Source organism: Paenactinomyces guangxiensis, assembly GCF_016055185.1.
Classification (GTDB): domain Bacteria; phylum Bacillota; class Bacilli; order Thermoactinomycetales; family Thermoactinomycetaceae; genus Paenactinomyces; species Paenactinomyces guangxiensis.
This window is the reverse complement of record NZ_JAECVR010000017.1, coordinates 47,739-70,720: the sequence shown is the minus strand read 5'-3', so window position 1 is coordinate 70,720 and position 22,982 is coordinate 47,739. Positions and strand designations below refer to the sequence as shown.

19 protein-coding genes are annotated in these 22,982 nt (G+C 45.6%); 15 read left to right on the top strand and 4 right to left on the bottom strand.

Annotated features, from left to right (window positions below):
• The first annotated feature begins 133 nt into the window (after window positions 1-133).
• Window positions 134-778 (top strand): DUF421 domain-containing protein, encoded by a 645-nt coding sequence (locus tag I8U27_RS15045; protein ID WP_181753600.1) that lies wholly within the window; start codon window positions 134-136, stop codon window positions 776-778.
• Here the strand turns inward: I8U27_RS15045 and spoVB are convergent.
• Window positions 775-2,364 (bottom strand): stage V sporulation protein B, encoded by a 1,590-nt coding sequence (gene spoVB / locus I8U27_RS15040; protein ID WP_181753535.1) that lies wholly within the window; start codon window positions 2,362-2,364, stop codon window positions 775-777. The genes I8U27_RS15045 and spoVB overlap by 4 nt on opposite strands.
• Before the next feature lie 158 nt (window positions 2,365-2,522).
• Here spoVB and I8U27_RS15035 point away from each other — a divergent pair, with 158 nt between their 5' ends.
• A complete protein-coding gene (locus I8U27_RS15035; RefSeq protein ID WP_181753533.1) occupies window positions 2,523-2,810 on the top strand; it encodes a post-transcriptional regulator in 288 nt (95 codons plus the stop codon).
• Window positions 2,811-2,887: 77 nt separating this feature from the next.
• On the opposite strand, the gene I8U27_RS15030 is transcribed toward I8U27_RS15035, so the two are convergent.
• A complete protein-coding gene (locus I8U27_RS15030) occupies window positions 2,888-3,706 on the bottom strand; it encodes a DUF817 domain-containing protein (RefSeq protein ID WP_181753531.1) in 819 nt (272 codons plus the stop codon).
• Window positions 3,707-3,989: 283 nt separating this feature from the next.
• On the opposite strand from I8U27_RS15030, the gene secD reads away from it, so the two are divergent.
• The 10 genes from secD to I8U27_RS14985 all read left to right on the top strand — a co-directional run bounded on the left by secD (window position 3,990) and on the right by I8U27_RS14985 (window position 16,669).
• Complete coding sequence (gene secD, locus I8U27_RS15025) at window positions 3,990-5,225, top strand: protein translocase subunit SecD (protein WP_181753529.1); 1,236 nt, start codon at window positions 3,990-3,992, stop codon at window positions 5,223-5,225.
• A complete protein-coding gene (secF, locus tag I8U27_RS15020; RefSeq protein WP_309506164.1) occupies window positions 5,215-6,126 on the top strand; it encodes a protein translocase subunit SecF in 912 nt (303 codons plus the stop codon). The genes secD and secF overlap by 11 nt, the downstream gene beginning before the upstream one ends.
• A gap of 77 nt (window positions 6,127-6,203) precedes the next feature.
• Window positions 6,204-7,103, top strand: coding sequence for a cation diffusion facilitator family transporter (locus tag I8U27_RS15015; RefSeq protein WP_181753525.1), 900 nt, complete (start codon window positions 6,204-6,206; stop codon window positions 7,101-7,103).
• Window positions 7,104-7,163: 60 nt separating this feature from the next.
• Window positions 7,164-9,587 (top strand): single-stranded-DNA-specific exonuclease RecJ, encoded by a 2,424-nt coding sequence (gene recJ, locus I8U27_RS15010; protein ID WP_181753523.1) that lies wholly within the window; start codon window positions 7,164-7,166, stop codon window positions 9,585-9,587.
• Window positions 9,526-10,038, top strand: a complete 513-nt coding sequence (locus tag I8U27_RS15005) for an adenine phosphoribosyltransferase (RefSeq protein WP_181753521.1) — start codon at window positions 9,526-9,528, stop codon at window positions 10,036-10,038. The genes recJ and I8U27_RS15005 overlap by 62 nt, the downstream gene beginning before the upstream one ends.
• A gap of 127 nt (window positions 10,039-10,165) precedes the next feature.
• The gene (locus I8U27_RS15000) at window positions 10,166-11,914 is read left to right on the top strand and encodes a glycoside hydrolase family 3 protein (protein ID WP_181753519.1); all 1,749 of its coding nucleotides are present in this window, start codon (window positions 10,166-10,168) and stop codon (window positions 11,912-11,914) included.
• A 211-nt stretch (window positions 11,915-12,125) separates the two neighbouring features.
• Complete coding sequence (locus I8U27_RS14995) at window positions 12,126-12,623, top strand: GNAT family N-acetyltransferase (RefSeq protein ID WP_181753517.1); 498 nt, start codon at window positions 12,126-12,128, stop codon at window positions 12,621-12,623.
• Window positions 12,624-13,018: 395 nt separating this feature from the next.
• Complete coding sequence (locus I8U27_RS21065) at window positions 13,019-13,153, top strand: hypothetical protein (protein ID WP_258567801.1); 135 nt, start codon at window positions 13,019-13,021, stop codon at window positions 13,151-13,153.
• Between the two features lie 333 nt (window positions 13,154-13,486).
• Entirely contained in the window at window positions 13,487-15,781 is a 2,295-nt protein-coding gene (locus I8U27_RS14990) for a right-handed parallel beta-helix repeat-containing protein (RefSeq protein WP_181753515.1), read from the top strand.
• 255 nt (window positions 15,782-16,036) lie between these two features.
• Window positions 16,037-16,669, top strand: a complete 633-nt coding sequence (locus I8U27_RS14985) for an FMN-dependent NADH-azoreductase (RefSeq protein WP_181753513.1) — start codon at window positions 16,037-16,039, stop codon at window positions 16,667-16,669.
• Window positions 16,670-16,905: 236 nt separating this feature from the next.
• Here I8U27_RS14985 and lepB read toward each other — a convergent pair whose 3' ends face one another.
• A complete protein-coding gene (lepB, locus tag I8U27_RS14980; protein WP_181753598.1) occupies window positions 16,906-17,445 on the bottom strand; it encodes a signal peptidase I in 540 nt (179 codons plus the stop codon).
• Between the two features lie 701 nt (window positions 17,446-18,146).
• Here lepB and I8U27_RS14975 point away from each other — a divergent pair.
• Together I8U27_RS14975 and I8U27_RS14970 are read left to right on the top strand one after the other, a co-directional pair.
• Window positions 18,147-19,304 carry a homogentisate 1,2-dioxygenase gene (locus I8U27_RS14975; protein ID WP_181753511.1) on the top strand — a complete coding sequence of 386 codons (1,158 nt, stop codon included), beginning with the start codon at window positions 18,147-18,149 and terminating at the stop codon, window positions 19,302-19,304.
• Between the two features lie 13 nt (window positions 19,305-19,317).
• Window positions 19,318-19,962 carry a flavin reductase family protein gene (locus tag I8U27_RS14970; protein ID WP_181753596.1) on the top strand — a complete coding sequence of 215 codons (645 nt, stop codon included), beginning with the start codon at window positions 19,318-19,320 and terminating at the stop codon, window positions 19,960-19,962.
• A 304-nt stretch (window positions 19,963-20,266) separates the two neighbouring features.
• On the opposite strand, the gene typA is transcribed toward I8U27_RS14970, so the two are convergent.
• Window positions 20,267-22,096: a translational GTPase TypA gene (typA, locus tag I8U27_RS14965; RefSeq protein ID WP_181753509.1), complete on the bottom strand. Its 1,830-nt coding sequence runs from the start codon at window positions 22,094-22,096 to the stop codon at window positions 20,267-20,269.
• A gap of 284 nt (window positions 22,097-22,380) precedes the next feature.
• Here typA and I8U27_RS14960 point away from each other — a divergent pair, with 284 nt between their 5' ends.
• Window positions 22,381-22,920: an AAA family ATPase gene (locus I8U27_RS14960; RefSeq protein WP_181753506.1), complete on the top strand. Its 540-nt coding sequence runs from the start codon at window positions 22,381-22,383 to the stop codon at window positions 22,918-22,920.
• Window positions 22,921-22,982 lie beyond the last annotated feature (62 nt).

Genomic DNA, 22,982 nt, shown 5'->3' with positions numbered 1-22,982 from the left:
CCGCTCCCTTTCACTCATAAAATAAGGGGGGTTGGTCAAAATATGGGTACCTGAAAAAGAGAGGAGGGTCACCAAAGTGGGCGAATTGTGGACGGTTTTTTTGCGTACTCTTTTTATTTACGTGTTTATTCTCATGATGATGCGAATCATGGGGAAACGGGAGATTGGCAAGCTGTCTCTGTTTGATTTAATTGTTTCGTTTATGATTGCAGACATTTCCGCGATTGTGCTGGAAGACCCGGCAGTTCCTCTTACCCGAGCCATTATCCCAATTCTGACCCTTGTGGCCCTGCAAATTGTACTTGCCTATATTTCCTTAAAAAGTAGAAAAGTAAAAAGTTTAGTCGACGGTAATCCGACGGTATTGATTAAAAATGGTAAACTTCAAGATTCAGCAATGGCAAAATCACGGTATACGATGGATGACTTACTCATGCAGTTAAGAGAAAAAAATATTCCTGATGTGGCTGATGTTGAATTTGCTGTTTTGGAGACATCAGGGAAATTAAGCGTATTTCCAAAGGAAGAAAAACGTTTTATCATGAAAGAAGATGTCCATTTAACCCGTCCTTTGAAGCGCTTTGATATGCCTGTGACCCTGATTGTGGACGGGAAAGTTCAGGACGAGGCTTTGAACAAAATTGGACAAAACCGTTTTTGGCTGAAAAACGAAATTCAAAAACAGGGTTATAAGGATTTTAAAGAGATTTACTTTGCAAGTTTGAATTACGAAGGTAAACTGTATATTGACCGCAAAGATTCCGGAAAAAGGAGTTAACGCGGAAGGATATTGGACATCCATTTACCAACGTACGGAATGCGGCTGACATCATCTTTGCGGATGAGCGAGAGCACAAACATACAGATCAGATAAACAGTTACGCTGCCGATGGTGGTAAGCATTGTTCTGGAAAGAAGCGGAATTTGTTCCTGCAGCAATAATTGTTTTGCAACCAGGCCCGTAATGATAATGGCGATCCCCAGTTTTAACAGTTCTTGTACACGAAGGGTAAAGGGAATGATTTTTGCGATGGCGATAAAGTGAAGAACCGTCACAATGATCATTCCGCAGTTAATGGCTAATGCGACTCCGTCGATTCCCAATTCGGGGCGGGAAGCCAGCACGAAAATCAACCCTGTTTTCACAATCGCACCGATAATTGAATTGCGCATAGCCACCCTTGCCTGATCCAATCCCTGAAGGACGGAAGCGAATGGCCCTTGCAAATAAGCAAATATAGCAAACGGGGCAATAATTTGCATCAGACGGGCAACTTCCGCCTGATGGTATAATAAGACGGATAAAGGCTCTGCCATCACAAACATCATCAGAGAACAGGGGGAGCAAACGATCAGTGCGAGGCGAAATGCCTGTTGAAAGCGGTACTCCACCAGTTGTATATTTTTTTGGGCGGCTGCTTCACTAATGGCCGGGACCAGTGACACGGAGATCGAATAGGCGAAAAAAGAGGGAAAAAAAACGAGAGGAAGAGCCATTCCTTCCAACCGTCCATACAAAGCTGTGGCTGTTGCTGTAGCAATGCCGGCCATGGCCAAACTCTGGGATACCACAATCGGTTCAATCGCATAAGAAAGAGAACCTACAGTTCGGCTTGCCGAGACTGGAATTGCAATTCCCAGTAAATCGCGTGTAGTGCTGCCAAAGCGCCGGAGGAAACCCTTGCTCTTTTCTTTTTTCTCTTTTTTTGCGGAAAAATGTAAGCTGGGACGTTTGGGATCTTTTTTAAAGGAGTATATCAGAAACATCATTCCGGCAAACTCACCGATGACCATCCCGATCATCGCTCCCGCTGCAGCATACTCAATCCCAATGGGCAGCAGATATTGTGCGAGCAGAAGAACGGTGAAAATGCGGATAAATTGCTCGATAATCATCGAAGTGGCGTAAGGACTCATATGTTGCCGTCCTTGAAAGTATCCCCGAAAAATAGATGAGATGGCGATGATGGGGATCATGGGTGCGATAGCCAGTAAGGAGTAGATCGCCCGTTCATCGGTCAGCAGAGTACTGGCAATGATCGGAGCAGCCAGCAGCACTCCGCTGGTAATAACTACACTCGTGATAATCACAATCAAGATTGATACAATAAGGATGGAACGAATTCTGTATTCTTCATTTTTCGCTTCCGCTTCAGAGACTAACTTAGAAATAGCAACGGGAAGGCCGGCCGTTGTGATCACGATTGTAAAAATAAGAATGGGAAATGCCATTTGAAATAAACCCATTCCTTCATCTCCGATGATGCGGGAAAGAGCAATACGGTAAATAAATCCAAGCACTTTTGTGATAAAGCCCGCACCAACTAATACCAAGGTGCCATATAAAAATCCTTGTTTGCTCAAATCCCGGCCCCTCCTTTATACACTGATTGATACAAGCCTATGCCTTGTCCTGCAGACTCATGCCTAAAAATAAATTGCGGACAAAGTAGGATTTGACAGAATTATGTCGAATTATGTTTTTTTACAGACGACGTAAATCATTTTTGAGGAGGAACACCATGGGACGACATGGTACGTTAAAATCAGTAAGCCGTTTAAAAAACAACACTGTTGAACTGTTGCGCGAGCATGAACTGATGCAGTGTATCGAAGATTTATGCAATAGTAAAGCAGAAGAATTTCGTATGTATGGATATGAAAATGTAACCGGGGAACAGATCTGGGCCTGTGTATCCGAAAACTACCGCAGAGGCTGGCCGCGGTTAAACCGTTTAGTCAATGACATTATGTCGTTAAAGGCGAATCGCTTTATGAATTGGTTAATGCTTTCGGTCTATAAGGAATAGGATCGGGAAAAGAGTCCCATCCAATAACAAAAGCGACACCGGCTACCCGTGTAGTGGTGTCGCTTAAAACTTTTTTATTACGCGTTAAGCCCGTTTTTTGTTTCTCCGGCCATCAGCCCTTCAGGCTCTCCTCTTCTTAATGATTCTTTTACATGCTTTAACTGGGCAACGATAATAAAGCTGATAATCACCAGCAGAAACCATGAACTGATTTTCCCGAAATCAACGAAGCTCCATGCCAGCCTTTGATACGGATATTGCCAGGCACCCAGAAATGTGGCAATGTTCTCCGCGATCCAGATGAGAAAGCCGATCAGCACAAACGACAGAACGAGAGGCATCCGGTATGTAACCTCTTTTACGGAAAATTCTACATAGGTACGGTAAAATACCACAATCAACAAGGCGGTTAAAATCCATCTCATGTCATACAGGTAATGATGCGTAAAGAAGTTGAGATAAATCCCGCACCCGATCAATGCTGTCCAGACCGCACTGGGCCAGCCGTGCAGGCGGAGTTTTAACCGGCTCCAGGACTGGCACAAATAGCTGGCAACGCTGGCATACATAAAGCCGCTGTATAACGGAACCCCAAACACCTTTGCCCATGCCGGTTCCGGATATGCCCAGGAGCCCATATGTACCTTGTACAGCTCTAAACCCAGACCGATCACATGAAAAATGCTGATTACCTTGAGTTCTTCTTTTGATTCCAGACCACTGACAACCATCATGATTTGGATCAACACACAGATAATCAAAATAAAATCATAACGATGAATCAAGGGAGGGTCAATGACCTTGGAGATCGCCAGTGTGATAAAGATGGCGATTGGAAAGATACAGGAGATAGACTGTTGGTAAACAAAATAAATGAATTGTCTGATCAGTTTCAATGGTCATATCATCCTTATTTATTGTTTGGATGTTTCCGTCATGGGGTGATGAAATGATGATCAATTAAGATGGTACAATTTTTGTGAACCGGAGACAAGATAAAATCTTTGATATGTTGGAATCCTACCAATATTTCATGCCCGGGTTACGCGTTCCATCCATTTTCTATTATCAGTGAAGAGTTGGTATTTTTGAAGCCAGGTGTTTCTGTGCAAATTGACATTGCCTGTTTCAGTTGGGATAATTATAGCTATGGTGCTTTGAATGAAGGAGGAGCAAAGGATGAAGCTTCGTAAAGGGAAATTGACCATATTTATCCTCCTGGTGGTTGCAATATTGGGAACAGCGGCCACAACCACCGGCAAAATATGGAACAATATTACCAAGGGACTTGATTTACAAGGTGGATTTGAAGTCCTCTATCAAGCAAAAAAGGGACAAAAAGTGAATGCGCAAATTTTGCATGATGCCGCCAGTGCGATTCGGAACCGGGTCGATGTGATCGGTGTGACCGAACCGGAAATTACTGTTGAAGAGCCCAATCGAATCCGTGTACAGCTGGCGGGGGTCAAAGACCAGGCTGAAGCACGCCGATTGTTAGGTAAACCTGCGAAACTCACTTTTCGTGACCCGACGGGAAAAAAGGTATTGATTGACGGAAAAGATTTAAAAGAGCATGGAGCCAAGGTTGACTACGATCCTCAAACAAACCAGCCGCTGGTGACATTGCAGATGAAAAATCCTAAAAAGTTGGAAGATGTAACGAGAAAATACTTAGGGCAGCCTATGCCTATTTATCTGGATGAAACTCAGTTAAGTGCGCCTGTCATTCAAACTGTCATTACCGGTGGAAATGCCCAGATAGATGGTCAACGGTCAGTAGAGGAGGCACAGAAACTGGTAGACCTCCTGAATGCGGGAGCGATTCCGATTGAACTGGAAGAAGTGCAAAGCTTTGCTGTTGACGCCAGCCTGGGGGCTGCATCCATGAAGGACAGCCTGATCGCCGGAGTATATGCGATTCTCGCTATCTTTATATTTGTTATCGGTTATTACCGTTTGCCCGGTATGATCGCTACAGTCACTCTCATTGCTTATTCTTACCTGGTACTTTTGACATTTATGCTGTTGGATGTCACCTTAACCCTGCCCGGAATTGCGGCGTTCATTCTTGGAATCGGGATGGCGGTTGACGCAAACATAATTATGAATGAACGGATTCGTGAGGAGTTGCGGATCGGGAAAAGTGTTCCGGCTGCGATGAGATCGGGATCCCGGCGGTCCTTCTGGACGATTTTTGACGCCAATATCACCACAATCATTGCGGCAGGTGTTCTCTTCTTCTATGGAACGGCTGCTGTAAAAGGATTTTCCGTTTCCTTGATTGTAAGTATTATCGTCAGCTTTATCGCGGCGGTAGGCTTATCACGGATTTTGATGAACTTATTAATCCGATCCAACCTGCTAAAACATCCCGGGCTGTTTGGCGTGAGAGAGGATGAGATCAGTGACCTTTAAAATAGACTTTGTTAGCAAACGAAAAATTTATTTTACCATCAGCATCATCCTTATGGTTTTAGCGATTGGATCCTTACTCCTTCAGGGACTTAACCTGGGAATTGATTTTGTTAGCGGTTCCCGCCTGGATATTAAATTTGAGAAACAGGTTAATCTTGAAAAATCCAGGCAGGTACTGGAGAATCTTGGCTACAAGAACCCCAATGCCCGTGTTGGCGGCCCAAACCAGGACATTCTCATATTCCGCGTAGATAAAGAGATCAGCCAACCGGAAAAGGCAAAAATCATTCAGAAGTTTAATGAGGCATTCAAACAAAAGGTTAGTATGCAAGAGCAGGTCGTTGATCCGATTATCGGGCGCGAACTTGCTAAAAACGCGATCATCTCGGTGCTGATCGCCTCGGCGGTGATTATCCTCTATGTGACGGTGCGCTTTGAATACCGCTTTGCCGTTGCGGCGATCATCGCCCTGTTTCATGATGCCCTCTTTACGGTGGGGATGTTTTCCATTTTGCGGTTAGAGGTGGATATTGTCTTTATTGCAGCTGTGCTTACGATTATCGGTTATTCAATTAACGATACAATTGTGATCTTTGACCGCATCCGCGAAAATATGAAACGGGTAAAACCGACCAAATGGGAAGAACTTTCAAAAGTGGTCAATGAGAGTCTTCTTCAGACGTTGACACGTTCGATCAATACCGTTTTGACAGTTGCTTTTGCCGCTCTTGCTCTCTTCCTGCTGGGTGGAGAGAGTATCCGAAACTTCTCTCTGGCTCTGCTGTTGGGATTGCTTTCGGGAGCGTACTCTTCCATTTTCCTTGCCAGCCAGATCTGGGTCGGGTGGAAATGGCGCTCGTTGCAAAAAGAAAAAAACCGTGATCAAGTGGTCACCGAATAGATTAACAGTAACATACGTAAACTTTCATTGAGCAGGCCGCGGTTCGTCCGCGGCTCATCTTTTGGAGGTAACTGCGTATGAGTAATACCCGGTATCAAGAGGCGAAACGGGGAGCATGGGTAGGGATTATCGCAAATGCCTGTTTAGCCGTTTTAAAAGGAGCAGCAGGCATGATGTCAGGAAGCCGGGCTTTGATCGCTGATGCTGCCAACTCCGCCACCGATGTAGTCAGCTCCGTCGCCGTCCTGTTTGGAGTTCGTTTGGCCCACACTCCTCCCGATGAAGAGCATCCTTACGGGCACGGAAAGGCAGAAACCATTGCGGCTATTGTTGTCGCTGTTTTGATTGCCGGGGTCGGGCTGGAGGTGGGTTACCGGTCGGTGGAGGCTTTTTTGGAGCCAATTAAGCCTCCCGGGTGGATGGCTGTTGCTGCTGCCGTATTCTCCATCCTTGCCAAAGAAATTTTGTTTCGTTATACATATCGTCTGGGCAAACGAATAGACAGCCAGGCGATTATTGCCAATGCCTGGGATCATCGTTCCGATGTTTTTTCCACCCTGGCGGCGTTGCTGGGGATTCTGGGATCGATTGTTGGAGGCTATATCGGAGTTCCTGAGCTAGTCTATCTTGATCCGGTGGCCGGAATTGGAGTCTCAATCTTTGTTTTATTTATGGCTTACCGGCTGGCCAGGGAATCGATTGGTGATGCGCTGGATCGTGTACTCAATGCGGAGGAATCCAGAGATCTGCTGGAGACTGCGGCACAGGTAAACGGGGTGATCAAGGTAGATGAGTTATTAGCAAGGCAGCATGGTCATTATGTAATTGTGGATATCCGAATCGCCGTTGATCCCCATATCACTGTAGAAGAAGGGCATCGAATCGGAAAAAATGTGAAAAAAACTTTGATGGGAAAATTCCCGCATGTTTCCAATGTGCTTGTTCATATTAACCCTTACGATTCCGGTACTACATAAGGTAATGTAGGAGACTTGCTTTGTGCTATAATGGTAAACGCAAAGCGAGGTGAACGGATGATGTTACGTTCAAAAACCCGGTGGCAACCGGCGCAGATCGACCCGGACCGGTGCCGGAAGTTAAGTAAAGAGTTAAACATTCACCCTACGGTTGCCCGAATGTTGATCCGGAGGGAAATCGATGATGCAGTGCAAGCAAAGCGATTTTTAAACCCCCGTCTGGATGATTTGTATGACCCCTTTTTACTTGACGGGATGCATGAAGCTGTTGAGCGAATCCACCGTGCGATCCGGCAGGGGGAAAAGATTCTCGTATACGGGGATTATGACGCTGACGGTGTCAGTAGTACCAGTTTAATGATTATGGTTTTACGGCAATTAGGGGCAGATGTGGATTACTATATTCCGAATCGCTTTCGTGAAGGCTACGGTATCAATAAAGAGGCACTGCAGTTGGCCAAGGAGCGCGGATTTCAGCTGATTATATCCGTCGACACCGGAATCAGTGCCGTCATGGAAGCCGGATTCGCAAAAGAGCTGGGATTGGACCTGATTATTACTGATCACCATGAACCGCCGGAAACCCTGCCGGACGCCCTGGCGGTAATCAACCCCAAAAAACCGGCTTGCTCTTACCCTTTTGACAAATTGGCCGGAGTCGGAGTTGCATTTAAACTGGCAACCGCTTTATTGGGCCGGGTGCCAGAGGAATTGCTGGAAATCGTTGCGCTGGGGACGATTGCTGACCTTGTTCCACTTGTGGATGAGAATCGCGTTTTTGCTACATACGGCTTAAAGAGGATGAATTTACGGGAGCATGTCGGGATTGCTGCCCTCCTGGAAGTGTCCGGGATCGATCAGGATGTTTCAGCAGGCCATGTTGGATTTTCTCTCGGTCCACGGATTAATGCGAGTGGTCGTTTGGATTCCGCTAATCAGGCTGTTGACTTACTTGTTACAAAAAATTGGGAACAGGCCCGCCTTATCGCGGAAGAGCTCAATCTGATGAATCGTGAACGGCAGCAGCTCGTGGAGGAGATGGCCGAAGAAGCAGTGGCTGAAGTAGAGGCCTCTCCTGAACGCCACCGTCATGTCATCGTTGTGGCCAAAGAGGGATGGAATGTCGGAGTAATCGGCATTGTTGCCTCACGTTTAGTAGAAAAATATTATCGCCCGGTCATTGTGCTTGGGGTGGACGAGGAAAGTAAAATGGCAAAAGGATCGGCGCGTAGTATTGCCGGGTTTGATATGTATAAGGCATTAACTGCTTGCCGGGATCTGTTGCCCCATTACGGAGGCCACTACATGGCGGCGGGAATGACCTTGCCAACAGACCACCTCCCATCCTTTCATGACCGATTGACTGCACTGGCAAAAGAATGGCTTGCTCCTGAGGATTATACCCCGCTGACTGTGCCGGAAGAAGAGCTAACGTTAGACCAGATCCAGCCGCAACTCATTGACCAGTTGCAAGCACTCGCCCCGTACGGGATGGGCAACCCGACGCCCTTATTTGTTGTTCGTGAAGCCAATATCACCCGCGTGCAATTGATTGGACAGCAGAAACAGCATTTAAAGTTGTATTTAGAGGCAGGGGGGCACCATATGGATGCAGTAGGTTTCCGTTTAGCCGATCTTGCACAGGAGATGGCTCCCTATGCTAAAGTCCAATTGTTAGGCGAATTGCAGATGAATGAATGGAATGGAAAGCGAACACCGCAACTGCTAATTCGTGATCTCTCGATCCCTCACTTGCAAGTGTTCGATTGGCGCAGCAACCGTGTACAGTTGGAATGGTTATCCGGGATCGAAGAGGAAAGTTATCGCTTTATCTGTGCAAAATCTTGTTCCCAGCCACAGTTGATTGCTGAAAAAGGGCCAAATCGCGTTATTTTTTGGGAGGACTTGGAGATAGACAGATGGGAGGAAAAAGCGAGAGAGGCAAAGAATTTTGTCTTCGTGGATCCTCCGCCATCGATGGAACTGTTTATTCGGGGGTTAAGCTATTGCCGGGAAGCGGAGCGTCTGTACTTTATCTACGGGGACGCCGATTTTGATGATTTATTGGTGAAAGTGCCGACTCGTGAACAATTTAAACGATTATATCAAGCGCTGGCGGGAAAAGGGACTATTTCCATCAGCCGGCATATGCCGTCATTAATGCGGGTAACGGGATTGCAAAAGAGACCGCTTTCCTTTATGATTCATGTGTTTGAGGAGTTAGGGTTCTTAAGAATCGAACAAGGCCTTATTCATGTTGATCCTCATCCAATTAAAAAAGCGTTGACTGAATCGAAGTTATACCAGCGTCAGTTAGCCAGGGAACAAGTATTGCAGACACTCGTTTACTCTTCGTATCGGGAACTTTGCAATTATCTGTTGACAAACGTCAAGTTTAAATGGCACTTAGGAGGAAAAAATAATGGACTTCAAAGAGAAGATTCGGGTGATTCCAGATTTTCCGCATCCGGGAATTCGGTTTAAAGATATTACTACACTATTAAAAGATGGGCCATCTTATAAGGCGGCGATCAATCAACTGGCAGACCAGCTGAAGGGTAAGCAAATAGATGTGATTGTCGGGCCGGAAGCAAGAGGATTCGTGGTGGGAGCACCATTAGCCTATGCTCTGGAAATTGGCTTTGTCCCTGTGCGCAAAGCGGGTAAATTGCCGGCTGAAACCGTTGAAGCCAACTATAGTTTGGAATACGGCAAAGATGCTCTCGCCATTCACAAAGATGCCATACAACCGGGGCAAAAAGTATTAATCGCCGATGACCTTTTGGCAACCGGCGGTACGATTTCCGCTACTCTTGATCTAGTCCGGCAGTTAGGGGGGCAACCCATCGGGCTTGCTTTTTTGATTGAATTAACCTATCTCAATGGCCGCGATAAATTAAAGGAACTGGATATTGTTTCACTGGTTCAATATTGATGCATCACACAATGATAAGCGCCCTTATCGGCGCTTTTTTGTATGATTTTAAATACTAAGAAGGATAAAATTATTTCATAACGAAATATTAAACGGCTCTAATTTTACAGAGAAAGGGATGGGAAAGATGGAAAAACGATGGAGGCTATCAGGACTGGTTGCAATTGTTTCCCTATTCGCCCTATTCACTATTATCAGACCTCCCGTATTTGCCCAGGCAACTGTGGCCGGTGGAGAAAAAAAATTGGAGACAAAGATTGAACGTATGTTGTCAAAGATGACTGATGAAGAAAAAGTAGGTCAATTAATGATGATTACGACCACTGACCAGCCGGATGGACAGCCATCTGAAATGACCCGGGCCGCGATTCAGAACTATAAAGTCGGATCTGTGATTCTTTACGGAAAAAGAAGCCCCAAAGCAACGGCAGAATACATCAATCAATTGCAAAAATGGGCGGAAGATACACGTCTGGGAATTCCGCTTCTGGTCTCTGCGGATTTGGAGTACGGTGCGGCACAGCGGATGCCGGACCATGCAACAACCTTCCCCCGACTGATGGGTATTGCTGCAACAAATCAACCGCCTCTTGCGGGTCTGTCTGCGCGGATTACGGCCAAAGAAGCCCGAGCTGTCGGATTTAACTGGAACTTTGCTCCGGTTGCCGATGTAAATACCAATCCCGCCAACCCGGTGATCGGGGTTCGTTCATTTGGAGAGAACACGGAACTGGTTTCCGAGATGACGACAGCCCAAGTAAAAGCATATCAGAAGGAAGGCGTGATTGCCTCCGCCAAACATTTCCCCGGCCACGGCGATACCAGCGTCGATTCTCATCTGGGTTTGCCAACAGTGGCCTATGACTTGAATACACTGGAAAAGGTCCACCTGCCACCATTTACAGCGGCCATAAAGGCAGGAACAGACTCCATCATGACGGCCCATATTATCGTAAAGGCACTTGACCCCGACTTGCCGGCAACCTTATCACCCAAAGTGCTGGATGGATATTTAAGGGGGAAATTGGGTTATAATGGTCTCATTGTGACCGACGCGATGTGGATGGATGCCATCTCCAAAAACTGGGGAATGGGTGAAGCGACAGTGATGGCTATTCAAGCTGGTGCAGATGTAGTGATGGTGGCCAACAGAGTAAAGGATCAACAAGAGACATACAACGCTCTGATCGATGCCGCCAAAACAGGGAAGTTGTCCAAACAACACCTTAATCAATCTGTCAAGCGTGTTTTAAAAGCAAAATATAAATATCATTTGGATCACCGGCGCTATGTAAACCCGGACAAAGCGGAGAAAGTGATCGGTCAAGAAAAGTTTAAACAAGCGGCCAATGAGATCGGTAAGCGGTCTGTTACACTGGTGAAAAATAAGAACGCGGTTCTGCCTTTGGCCAAGAATCAAGGAACCACTTTTGTGGCCGGAGTCCACCATGTGAACACGCTCGCCTCATCCATTGAACAAGTGAGCGGGAATCAGGTGACAACATGGCAAGCATCTTCGGCAAATCCGACGGACCCGGAAATTGCGGCTGCGGTTAAGCTGGCTGAAAATGCAGACCAAATCGTTGTTGCCAGTTATTCACAAAGCGTCTTGCCCGAGGGACAGGTCAAATTGATCAAGGCTTTGAATCAACTGAATAAACCTGTCGCTGTAGTGGCGATTGGATTGCCCTACGACATCAAATATGTCCCTGAAGTAAAGGCTTTTATGAGTACTTATGCGATTGACCGCTGGCAAACAGCCAACCCGACGATGTTGCGGGCCGCCGCAGAAGTTCTTTACGGAGCCCAGCCGGGTGGAAAATTGCCTGTGTCGATCGAAGGTCTGTATTCGTTTGGACATGGGTTAAGCTACTAAAATATAAAGGTGAATCTAAATAAAATCCAGTATTCCCACAGGGTTCCTGGATGCCGGGTTTTTTTATGACAGTTCTGGAGGCTGCGAAAAGATAGGTCGCTCCCCGGAATTCTGCTTCCCCGGCATGATTCAAACTTTCATCCCAAGGTTGTGCCGGCAAGTCATGAGGGTTGTCTGTTTAAAGAGCAATCTTCGAGTTGGAGGAAAGAACATGCTTGAAACCGAGAGAATATACTTTCGTCCTTATCAATCCGGGGATTTGGATTTTGTCATATCGCTGTGGAGAGACCCTGAAGTAGTTCGTTATATTGGAGACGGAAAAATAAAAACGAAAGCGGAGATACAGGAAATTTTCTCACGTTGGGTGGAGAAAAGAGGGCAAGGGTTTGGATTGCATCTGGCTGTACTAAAACAGACAGGTGAATACCTGGGACATGCCGGGATTGTTCCCCAAGAAGTAGATGGGAAAATGGAGTGGGAGATCGGCTACTGGTTGGCAAAGAAATACTGGGGGCAAGGTTATGCAAGTGAAGCGGCAGCTGCTTTTCGTGATTATGCCTTTACAAAGTTAAAAATAAAAAGATTAGTCTGTATCATTCAACCGGATCATCTGGCATCCATCAAGGTAGCAGAAAAAATCGGCATGAGCAAAGAAAAGGAAACGTTGTTTCAATCTATCCCAGTTGTGATCTATTCGATAGAAAAATAAATTGCCGGAATAGATAATAATGACTATTTTTAAGGTCATTTAGACAACAGGATAAAGAATAAACAGATCCGTCCGTTAAAAGAGCCCCGGGAGCTTGATGAATCCGGGGTTCTTTTATGAGTCAGGTAGAATATGAGATTGACCATCTTCTTTGCAGATACATATGGTAAAGGAAAGCGGGCGATAATAAGATGCAATTTGGGAGGGATTGGCCAAATAAATTCTGACAAGGAGCCATCTTTTTGCAAAAATGCAGTCAAGTATGAACATGCTGATTTTTTGACAACATAGAATCTGTTTTTCCTCTTTTATTTGTTATAATACAATCTGTTGCATAACAGTTATTGTTATAATATAATGTATTTAAAATCATCTTTCACTGGAGGAGATTCCCGGTGATCACCCAATTGCACGATTCGGAAGAAAATCATCGCTGTGAGGTGTGCGGGGCCGAATTAAAGCCAAAAGAGACAAACAATCAACCAGAAAGCGATATGATCCGTGAATATTTGCTAAAGTATTACGAATAAGAAAAAGCCGCGGGAACAACCCTGCGGCTTTTTGCCGTTTTTCAATCACGGCGAATGGTTGGGCTTGCCGTGTTACCGGTACACCACCAAGATGTTCCGTCCGGATCGCGAAAGTATATGTTCCCTTTTGGGCAATCAACTTCCCCGCAAAAATAAAATGTGAAGGAACATAAAAGGATCCGGCGATTGATAACGATAAAAGAGGAACATATATTATGTTTTCACCCACAAGCGTGATATATTTGAAACTGAAGGGAAATTGTTAAAAAGAAATCATATGGATGAACATGATAGAGAGGGATGGACACAAGGAGAAAGGCGGGTGGAAAGAAGGTGTCCAGAATTCGCGTGTCACGAAAATTGTTTGCTAAATACCGCAGTATCCAGACAGCGATTTTAAACGCACCGGCGGGAAGTGTAATTGAGGTTGAGCCGGGTATTTATAAAGAGGATATTTGGATTGACCGGTACATAGAAATCATCGGCACAGGGCCGAAAGAAGAGATTATCATCCAGGGGACAGAACAAGCCGCGATTGAGATGGGAACTGAATATGCGGTGATTAAAAATGTAACTTTACGGCAGTCAAAAAGAAACAGATCAGCAACGGTTCTTGTTACCCGGGGATCACTGGTTTTAGACGGTTGTGAAGTTTTGTCGGAATTGGGGCCATGTGTGTCGATCATCGGCAATGAGGCTGAGCCCGTTTTCCGCCGTTCCCGTTTTTTCAGCGTCAAAAACGTGGCTATTTTAAACCAAAGCAATGGCAAAGTGCTTTTGGAAGATTGTCATCTATCCAGTCACAGTGATGTCTCCGTTGTGTTTATTGCTGACGGAAATCCGGTTTTTCGTCACTGTACCCTCACTGGAAATCCGGGTTATGGTGTGTTTGTGGAGGAGAACGGGAAGGGGACGTTTGAGGAGTGTAACATATACGGCTTCGATTACAGTCCGGCGATTGGAATCGATGGGGGAAATCCTTCTTTTATTCGCTGTAAGATTCACGACGGGTTAGAGAGCGGAGTAGCCATCCATCAGGGGAAAGGAGTATTTCAGGATTGCACACTGTTCGGCTTTGGGAAAGAGCTGCCTGCCGTGCGCGTATCTCAGCATTCCCAACCGCGCTTTCAACACTGTACAATTAAAAATTGCCAAGGCGGTGCCTTTTTATTTGAAGAGGAAGCGGGCGGAATTGTTGAAAGTTGTGATTTGTTCGGATTTATCCATAAGCCGGCGGTAACCATAAGGAGTGAAGCCCAACCGCAATTTTTGCGTTCGCGCATCCATGACGGCAACTATGAAGCGGTTGTCAGTTATGATGCGGGCAAAGGATTGATGGAAAGCTGCGATTTATACGGGTTTAACGGAAATATCGTATCAGTCATCCATTCGGGTAAACTGGATTTGCTGCGCTGTAAAATCTACAACGGGAATGAACATGGAATCTATATGGCGCAAAAGGGAGAAGGGATTATTAAAGATACAGAGGTTTATCTCATTCCCAGGAAAGCGGCTCTCCATGTCACACAGGCAGCTGATCCTCTGTTTGTCCATTGCCGGGTGTATGACAGTCTGTTGGGAGCGGAAATAAAGGAAAATGGGCGGGGAACGTTTGAACAGTGCTCTTTTAAAGGATTGAAACAAACCGTTTGGGATATTCATGAAAGCCAACCGGTGATTCGCCACTGCAAAGAGGAAGATGGCCGGGAAGTGGATGTGCCAGTTAATAACAATGATGCCATCGCCTTTAGTGAACCAGTCTACCGTCTTTTTACGGAATTGGACGAGGTAATCGGACAAGAGCAGGTAAAAGAAACCCTGCGTGAAGTAGTTCTTTATCTCGATTATCTGCAGGATCGGAAGCGCCTGGGCTTTAAGACGACTGAGCCATTGAATATCCATGCTTTATTTACGGGTCCGCCTGATACAGGGAAGCTGCGGGTGGCAGAGTTGTATGGGCAGATCATGAAAGAAATGGGATTTCTCAATACCGGCCAAGTGGTAATTGCCGGAAGCACAGACATGATTCATGAAGAAAAAGCGACAACCGGGAAAATGGTTAAACAATATATTCAGGAGGCAAAAGGAGGAATCCTCTACCTGCACCATCTTCATCTGCTCACCCCGGGAAGGTGGCCGTTTGATTCCGTGCAAGTGCTTTTGGATCACCTGCAACAAATACTGAACCAGGAAGAACCGGAATTGGCGATTATCATCGCGGGTCCGGAGCCGGAGACGGCCGGATGGATCAATTCCTATCCTCAAATTGCCGGCAAACTGAAGCATCACTATGTGTTTACCGATTACTCCCCTGAAGAGATGGCCGTGATGTTGGAACGGATTGCTGCAGATGAAGATTATCATGTTCATCCGGCGGCCATGCCAACCCTGCAGAAAGAAATGCGCCGGTTATGGAATAAGCCGGGACCAAAAAGCAAAGCAGCCCGTGTGAAGGAGTATTTTCAAAAGGTAAAAGTTGTTCATAGCCGCAGATGTTCAAAGCTTCCCAAGCAGGAGCGAACCCGGGAGATGTTGACTACATTTCTATCCGAAGATCTGTCGGTAAAAGAACAATCAGATATTCAGCCCGGAGATCACTCATGGCTGAAAGAGTTGAAAAAACATTAATATATCTACTCATGTCGTTTCGATGAGGAGGCAATCAGAGACGGTCCTGTAGGTGGAGCCGTCTTTTTGCGTCCACGCAGAGCGGTATGGGCAATTATCTCAGCCGATAATCACAAAATTTGATCTTTTTCTTTTTTTTCGTGAAAAAACGCCATTTATTCTTGTATAATTTTATTATCATATGAAGACATGGTGATCAGAAAACAAGGAGAATATTCATTAGTTGTTTACATGGATAGAGAAAGGGGTCATGTAATGGCTACAGTTCTATATATAACTGCCAATCCAAAACCGGAATACCTGTCAGTGTCCTTACAAGTTGGCAGGGAATTTTTGAACACCTATAAATCAGTCAATCCTCAGGATACAATTATTGAATTAGATCTTTACAAGATCGACATTCCGCTCTTGGATAGTGACGTATTTAAAGGTTGGCAAAAATCAGTGAAGGGGTTTCCGTTAAACATTTCGGAAAGGCGTAAGTTAAACCGGATCAATGAATTAACCGATCAATTTGTATTTGCAGATAAATACATATTTGTCACACCATTGTGGAACTTTGGTTTACCGCCGAAAATGAAAGCTTACTTCGATGCAGTCTGCATCGCGGGTAAGACTTTTAAGTATACAGATAGCGGGGTTAAGGGATTGCTCATCAATAAAAACGCTGTTCACATTCAGGCCCGGGGAGAGATCTATTCACAGGGAAAAGAGAGAACCATGGAGTTTGGAGACAGTTATATTCGTTCCATTCTTGCGTTTATGGGGGTTACAGATCTTGAGTCGATCATTGCTGAAGGGACGTCTACAGTTGAAAACTATTCATGGATATTACATAATGCTTTGCTGCGTGCCAAAGAAGTAGCCAGACAGTTCGCAAGACGGTAAGGGGATGATTAGATTGATGACCCAAAGAGATGCTATATTTTTAAATCCGTGAGGCTTTACAGGAGTAACAGGCAGATGCCGCGATACGGGGTCACTGAGAATAGTTCCCACGGAAAGCAGCAAATACAATGATGATTCACTTTTTAGAAAGCTTCCTGAATCTCCCGGAAGGTTAAAACTTGAAACAGGGCTAATCATAGAACAGAGCGAACTCCGGCGGGGAGTTCGTCCTGTTTTTAAAACAATTTAACTCCTAAAACATGATCGAGGGGAACATAACCGATTTCCCGGCTGTCTCGGCTGTTGTTCCGGTTATCTCCCATTACAAAGATGTGATTTTCGGGTACCTTGTATTTCTCATTCGGTGTATTCATCATCGATTCTTTTATATAATCTTCTTCCAATAGTTTTCCGTTTCGATAGATCTTATTATTTTTAAATTCGATGGTATCCCCGGGTTTGCCAATCACTCTTTTAACCCATATATTATGTTGTTCGTTCCCGGTAAACAGTTTGTAGATGGAGCTGTCCTCCAGGTCGTCGATCAGTGTCCGCTCCCTGTTTATACGGCTGTCAATAATCACGATATCTCCATAGTTGGGTTGATATTTTAAGGCGCGGGGAAGTTTGGAGACGTAGATTCGATTATTGTCATGTAAAGTTGGTTCCATTGAACTACCCTGTACTTTTGTCGGTTGAAAGACAAAAATACTGATAATCAGAGCAACGGTTACACCAATTGTGATTGAACTAAACCATGTGTAAACTTCCTTCAGCAATTTCACTGGAATGATCCACTCCTCTACAAGATTAAACGAACGTGATTATTCTCATTTTCTATCATTTTGATTAAACTCTGTTCCTTTTATAAGACAAATCTCTTATTATCTATTTTATCATTAAATATTTCCATTATTAATTCAATCTGTTAGCCTAAAAAAACTCTTTCCTCTTTAACTCTTCTCTTCTGTTTTACTACAGGCCAAGGACATTTTGTAGCGTGCGAGGATCAACATCTGTTCAACTGTCTGTTGAGAGAGAAATTGAGAAGCTTTTTGTTTGAGACCGCAGAAAGGGCATGTCATTTCTTGTCTGTCTTCCACAATACATAATTGCTCAAAGTTTCTGTTGCATTTCGGACATTCCAGTTCAAGATGGTCCAAAGTGCGGTTCAGAAATTGACTTTGGAAAGGTTTCGGCATAACAATGACACTCCCTTAGAACAGGTTATACTAAATACACCCTTTAATTACATAAATTCCCATTTAATCACCTGACTGGCAGTAGTATATAATTCGGCATCCATTTTTATTTTCCTGCAACCATATCTGCCGCTTTGGAATGGCTGAAAAAGTGCTGGTGAGCACTACCCGCATTCAACCTATCCGTTAGAATGAAGAGACTTCTGGTGCAAAAAACGTTAAAATAAAAATGAATCCGCTTACATTTCGACTGCAGAAATATTGGAGGGGAGAACATGCCATTTTATCATCGGTTGGGAAGAATTCCTGCCAAACGGCACATCCAATTTCGGCAGGAAGATGGGAGCCTGTATCGCGAGGAGGTGATGGGGACAAAAGGGTTTTCGGGGATTCAGTCTATTCTTTACCATATTCATGCACCGGCACAAGTGAGAGAAGCCCGGCTCATCAGGGATTGGACGGTTCCGGTAGAGGAAGCGGGTGTCAATCGCCATCGCCATCTGCTCACTTTTCGCGCAAAAGCAGGGAGCGATCCGATTGATGGACGGATCCACTGGCTGGTAAATGATGATGTGGCGATTGCCACGGCAACACCAACTGCACCGATGAACTATTTTTTCCGTAACAGCGATGGAGATGAAGTGATCTTTGTTCATGAGGGAGAAGGAACACTTGAGACGATCTTCGGCGATTTGCCCTATCGGGCGGGAGATTATCTGGTGATCCCGGTGGGGACGACGTATCGATTGGAGATGAGGAGTAAAGAATCTCGCTTTTTGGTGATTGAGTCATTTGGGGAGATTACTCCGCCCAGGAGATACCGCAATGAATTTGGTCAATTGATGGAACACAGCCCTTATTGCGAGAGGGACATCCGCATTCCGGAGAAGCTGAATCCCCGGTATGAAACAGGTACCTTTGAAGTTCGCGTGAAGTCAAGAAATCAGCTTCATGCTTATACGTACGATTTTCATCCCCTGGATGTGGTCGGATGGGACGGATATTTATACCCCTGGGCCTTCAACATTGAAGATTTTGAACCAATCACCGGTTCGATCCACCAACCGCCCCCCGTTCACCAGACATTTGCCGGCCCAAATTTTGTGGTATGTTCATTTGTGCCAAGAATGTATGATTATCATCCGCTTGCCATTCCCGCCCCATATTTTCACAGTAATGTAAATAGTGATGAAGTTTTATACTATGTCAAAGGAAATTTCATGAGCCGCAAAGGAGTCAATGAAGGATCAATCACGCTTCATCCCAGCGGCTTGCCACACGGTCCGCATCCCGGAAAAGCCGAGGCGAGTATCGGTAAGGAACGGACGGAAGAACTGGCTGTCATGGTGGATACATTTAAGCCTTTAAAGGTGACAAAAGCGGCTCTGGAAATCGAGGACCCGGCCTACATGTACAGCTGGCTACCGGAGTAAGCAGGTGAAAAAAATGCGCATTGATCCAAAACAGCAAACGAAACAAGAGAATTACAAACTTCTGATCGGCAGTGTTCTTCCCCGCCCGATCGCCTTCATAACCTCTGTAAACGGATATGGACTTGTGAACGCAGCCCCGTTTAGCTTTTTTAACGTCGCCGGCACCGCACCCCCTCTAATCAGTGTAGCTGTCAACCGTAAACCGGGGGGGCGAATGAAGGATACAGCTCGCAATATAGCTGAACAGAAGGAGTTTGTCGTTCATGTTGTAGATGGAGAGAATGTTAATCTTGTCAACGATACCTCGGTTGAATTTCCATCTGATGTGAGTGAGGCGGAAGCGGTTGGTTTCCATCTGTTGCCCAGTGAGGTGGTGAAAGTGCCGCGTATTGCCGAAACGAAGATACAGATGGAATGCCGCCTCCACCAGATGATGCCCCTTGGGGGAGAAGATGGGAATCCAAACACGGATTTAATCATTGGTGAAGTGGTTCTGTTTCATATTGATGACTCTCTAATATTCGACGGGAAAATTGACACATTTCGTTTGGACCCGGTCAGCAGGCTGGCAGGAACTACCTATGGCAAGTTGGGGGAAACATTCTCATTGCCTCGTCTGCCGTATGACGAGTGGCTGGCCGGAAAACAGAGGAAATAGTGTTTTATAAATTGCAAGTGAAAAGACCCGCCTAATTGATTGTTGAGATGAAAGGAAGAGCCTGGTATAGCCATTGAGTGCGTGGAACATGAAAACTACCGTGAGAATGAAGCCCCGGGAAACCGGATAATATCAGGCATGGTGTGTGCCTTCGCAGATGGATGCAGGTTACTGCACTGGATGATGCGCGAGAAGCACGCTGTTTCAGTGGCGATGTAGTCACCCAAAACAGCATTTCTCTGTGTTTGAGATAAAAAACACCATCCCCTGATGTCCAGATCAAAAGGATGGTGTTTTCCTTTGATTATTTTTGAAAGCTTTTTTGCTTTGCCTGACGGGCCCGTTCGTTTTTGGACAGGTATTTTTTTCGCAGGCGGAATGTTTTGGGGGTTACTTCCAGCAATTCATCATCTTTGAGTATCTCAATTGCATCGTCGATGGACAGGAGACGGGGAGTATCCAGCCGTAAAGCTTCTTCGGCGGTAGCGCGGCGAATGCTGGTGAGATGTTTCTTTTTGCATACATTCACTTCCAAGTCATTATCCCTGATGTGCTGGCCGACAACCATTCCCTCATATACTTCCGTACCCGGAGTGATAAAAAGCTGTCCGCGCTCCTGAGCGGAATGAAGGGCATATGTGGTTGCCGTCCCTGACTCCCAGGCGATTAGGGACCCGTATTCATGGGTGTCAATCTCGCCCGCATATGGTTCATATCCGGCCAGCAACGTATTCATAATCGCCTCCCCGCGGGTAGCGGTTAACAGCTGTTGCCTGAATCCAAGCAATCCGCGCGACGGGACTCTATAAGTAAAATGGATATTTCCGTTTTCCTGTACACTCATATCCTGAAGCTGTCCTTTTCGTTTTCCGAGAAGCTCAACAACGGCCCCCTGGTGATTACTGCTGACCTCAATCTCCACGGTTTCCACAGGTTCAACTTTGACGCCGCCCATTTCTTTCAAGATCACTTCAGGTTTGCTAACCTGGAACTCGTAACCCTCACGGCGCATGTTTTCAATCAGGATGCTCAGATGAAGTTCTCCGCGTCCGGAAACCAGGAAATGATCTGCTGAATCGGTATCTTCTACCCGCAGGGCAACATCTTTCTCTGCTTCCCGAAACAGTCGCTCACGGATTTTGCGGGAAGTGAGGTAGGTGCCGTCGCGGCCTGCAAACGGACTGGTATTAACCCCGATAGTCATCTGTAGTGTTGGCTCTTCCACACGGATGGGGGGGAGAGCTTCCGGATATTCCGGATCGGCAATGGAGTCTCCGATCCCCACTTCCCCGAGGCCAGTTAAGGCGATAATATCTCCGGCAATTGCTACCTCCGTCTCCTGGCGGTGCAAACCCTGGTGGGTAAAAACGTGAGCCGCTTTAACGGGGCGGCTTCCACCGTCAGTTGTGAGTAAAACCAGAGATTGATTACGGCGAATTTTTCCCCTGTTCAAGCGCCCGATAACAATCTGCCCTTTATATTCATCAAAACCGAGCAGGGTGGCTTGCAACTGGGCGGGACCATCCACATTTGCTTTGGGAGCCGGCAGGTAAGAGATAATTTCTTCAAAAAGCGGTTCCATCGTTGGTTCAAGAGCATCTGCTTCACGTCCGGAGGAGCCGGTCAACCCGCTGGCATAGATCACGGGGAACTCACATTGCTCATCTGATGCACCCAGATCGACAAACAGATCAAACGTTGTGTTGATCACATAGTCCGGCCGGGCATTTTCACGGTCAATTTTGTTGACGACAACAATCACTTTATGCCCGCGCTCAATTGCCTGACGCAATACAAACCTAGTTTGCGGCATCGGGCCCTCTACGGCATCTACCAGGAGCAGAACCCCGTCCACCATATTCATAACCCGTTCAACTTCTCCGCCAAAGTCTGCGTGTCCCGGAGTGTCTACAATGTTGATCTTAATCCCTTTATACTGAATCGCCGTATTTTTTGAGAGGATAGTAATCCCCCGTTCCCGCTCAAGGGCGTTGGAGTCCATAATCCGTTCGTCCACCTGCTCATTTTCGCGGAAAATGCGGCTTTGTTTTAGCATCGCATCCACCAGAGTGGTTTTCCCATGGTCAACATGTGCAATGATAGCTATATTGCGAATCTCTTCTGGTTTGTTCATTTGGTGAGGAGCCTAAGGCTCCCAACCCCCTTCTTCACCCATAAAATTTAGTCTCAACCGCAATCGTACCATATGTTAGCAGCAAGATACCATAACCACTTTCTATAAAAACAAAAAAAGCTCTTTTTGTTGTAAGTTGTCGAAAGATCATGTTTTACAAAAAAAAGAATCCCCATAGGTCCTCAAACAAGGGAATCAGGGGTGAGAGAATATAAACCGGATGTGTTGTGAAAAATCATGATGAGTACGGTTTAAATAGGTAAAAACTGAGGGAGTATGCCTGTATGAATATCCGGATTCCAAAATTTTCATTGGTTGTGTTGATCGGAGCAGCAGGATGTGGAAAATCAACTTTTGCCAGAAAGCATTTTCGGGCTACGGAGATCTTGTCATCCGATTTTTTTCGCAGTCTGATTACCGATGATGAAAATGATATTTCCGCATCCGGAGATGCATTTGAGCTTCTATATGATGTTGCCGAGAAACGTTTAAAACGAGGAAAGCTCACAGTTTCAGATGCAACTAATGTAAAGAGAGAACAAAGAAAACAACTGTTGCAAATCGCAGAGAGATATGATTGTCCATCTGTTGCGATAGTTTTTAACTTTCCTGAAGAAATTTGCCAGGAAAGAAATCAAGTCAGAACCTACCGGACTGTTCCTGTTCACGCCATCAGCAACCAGATGAAAAATCTCCGTCATTCCCTTCAAACGTTAAAAGATGAAGGGTTTAAAGGTGTTTATATTTTATCATCACCGACGGAGACGGATCAGGTAACAGTTGAAAGAGATGAAGGGGGCACTCCGGGTACACATAGAACATAGGCTCTAAGCTGTTTCAGTCGCCCCTGGCTCCCGGATTGCTCAAGGCCGTGCAGGAATAGAAT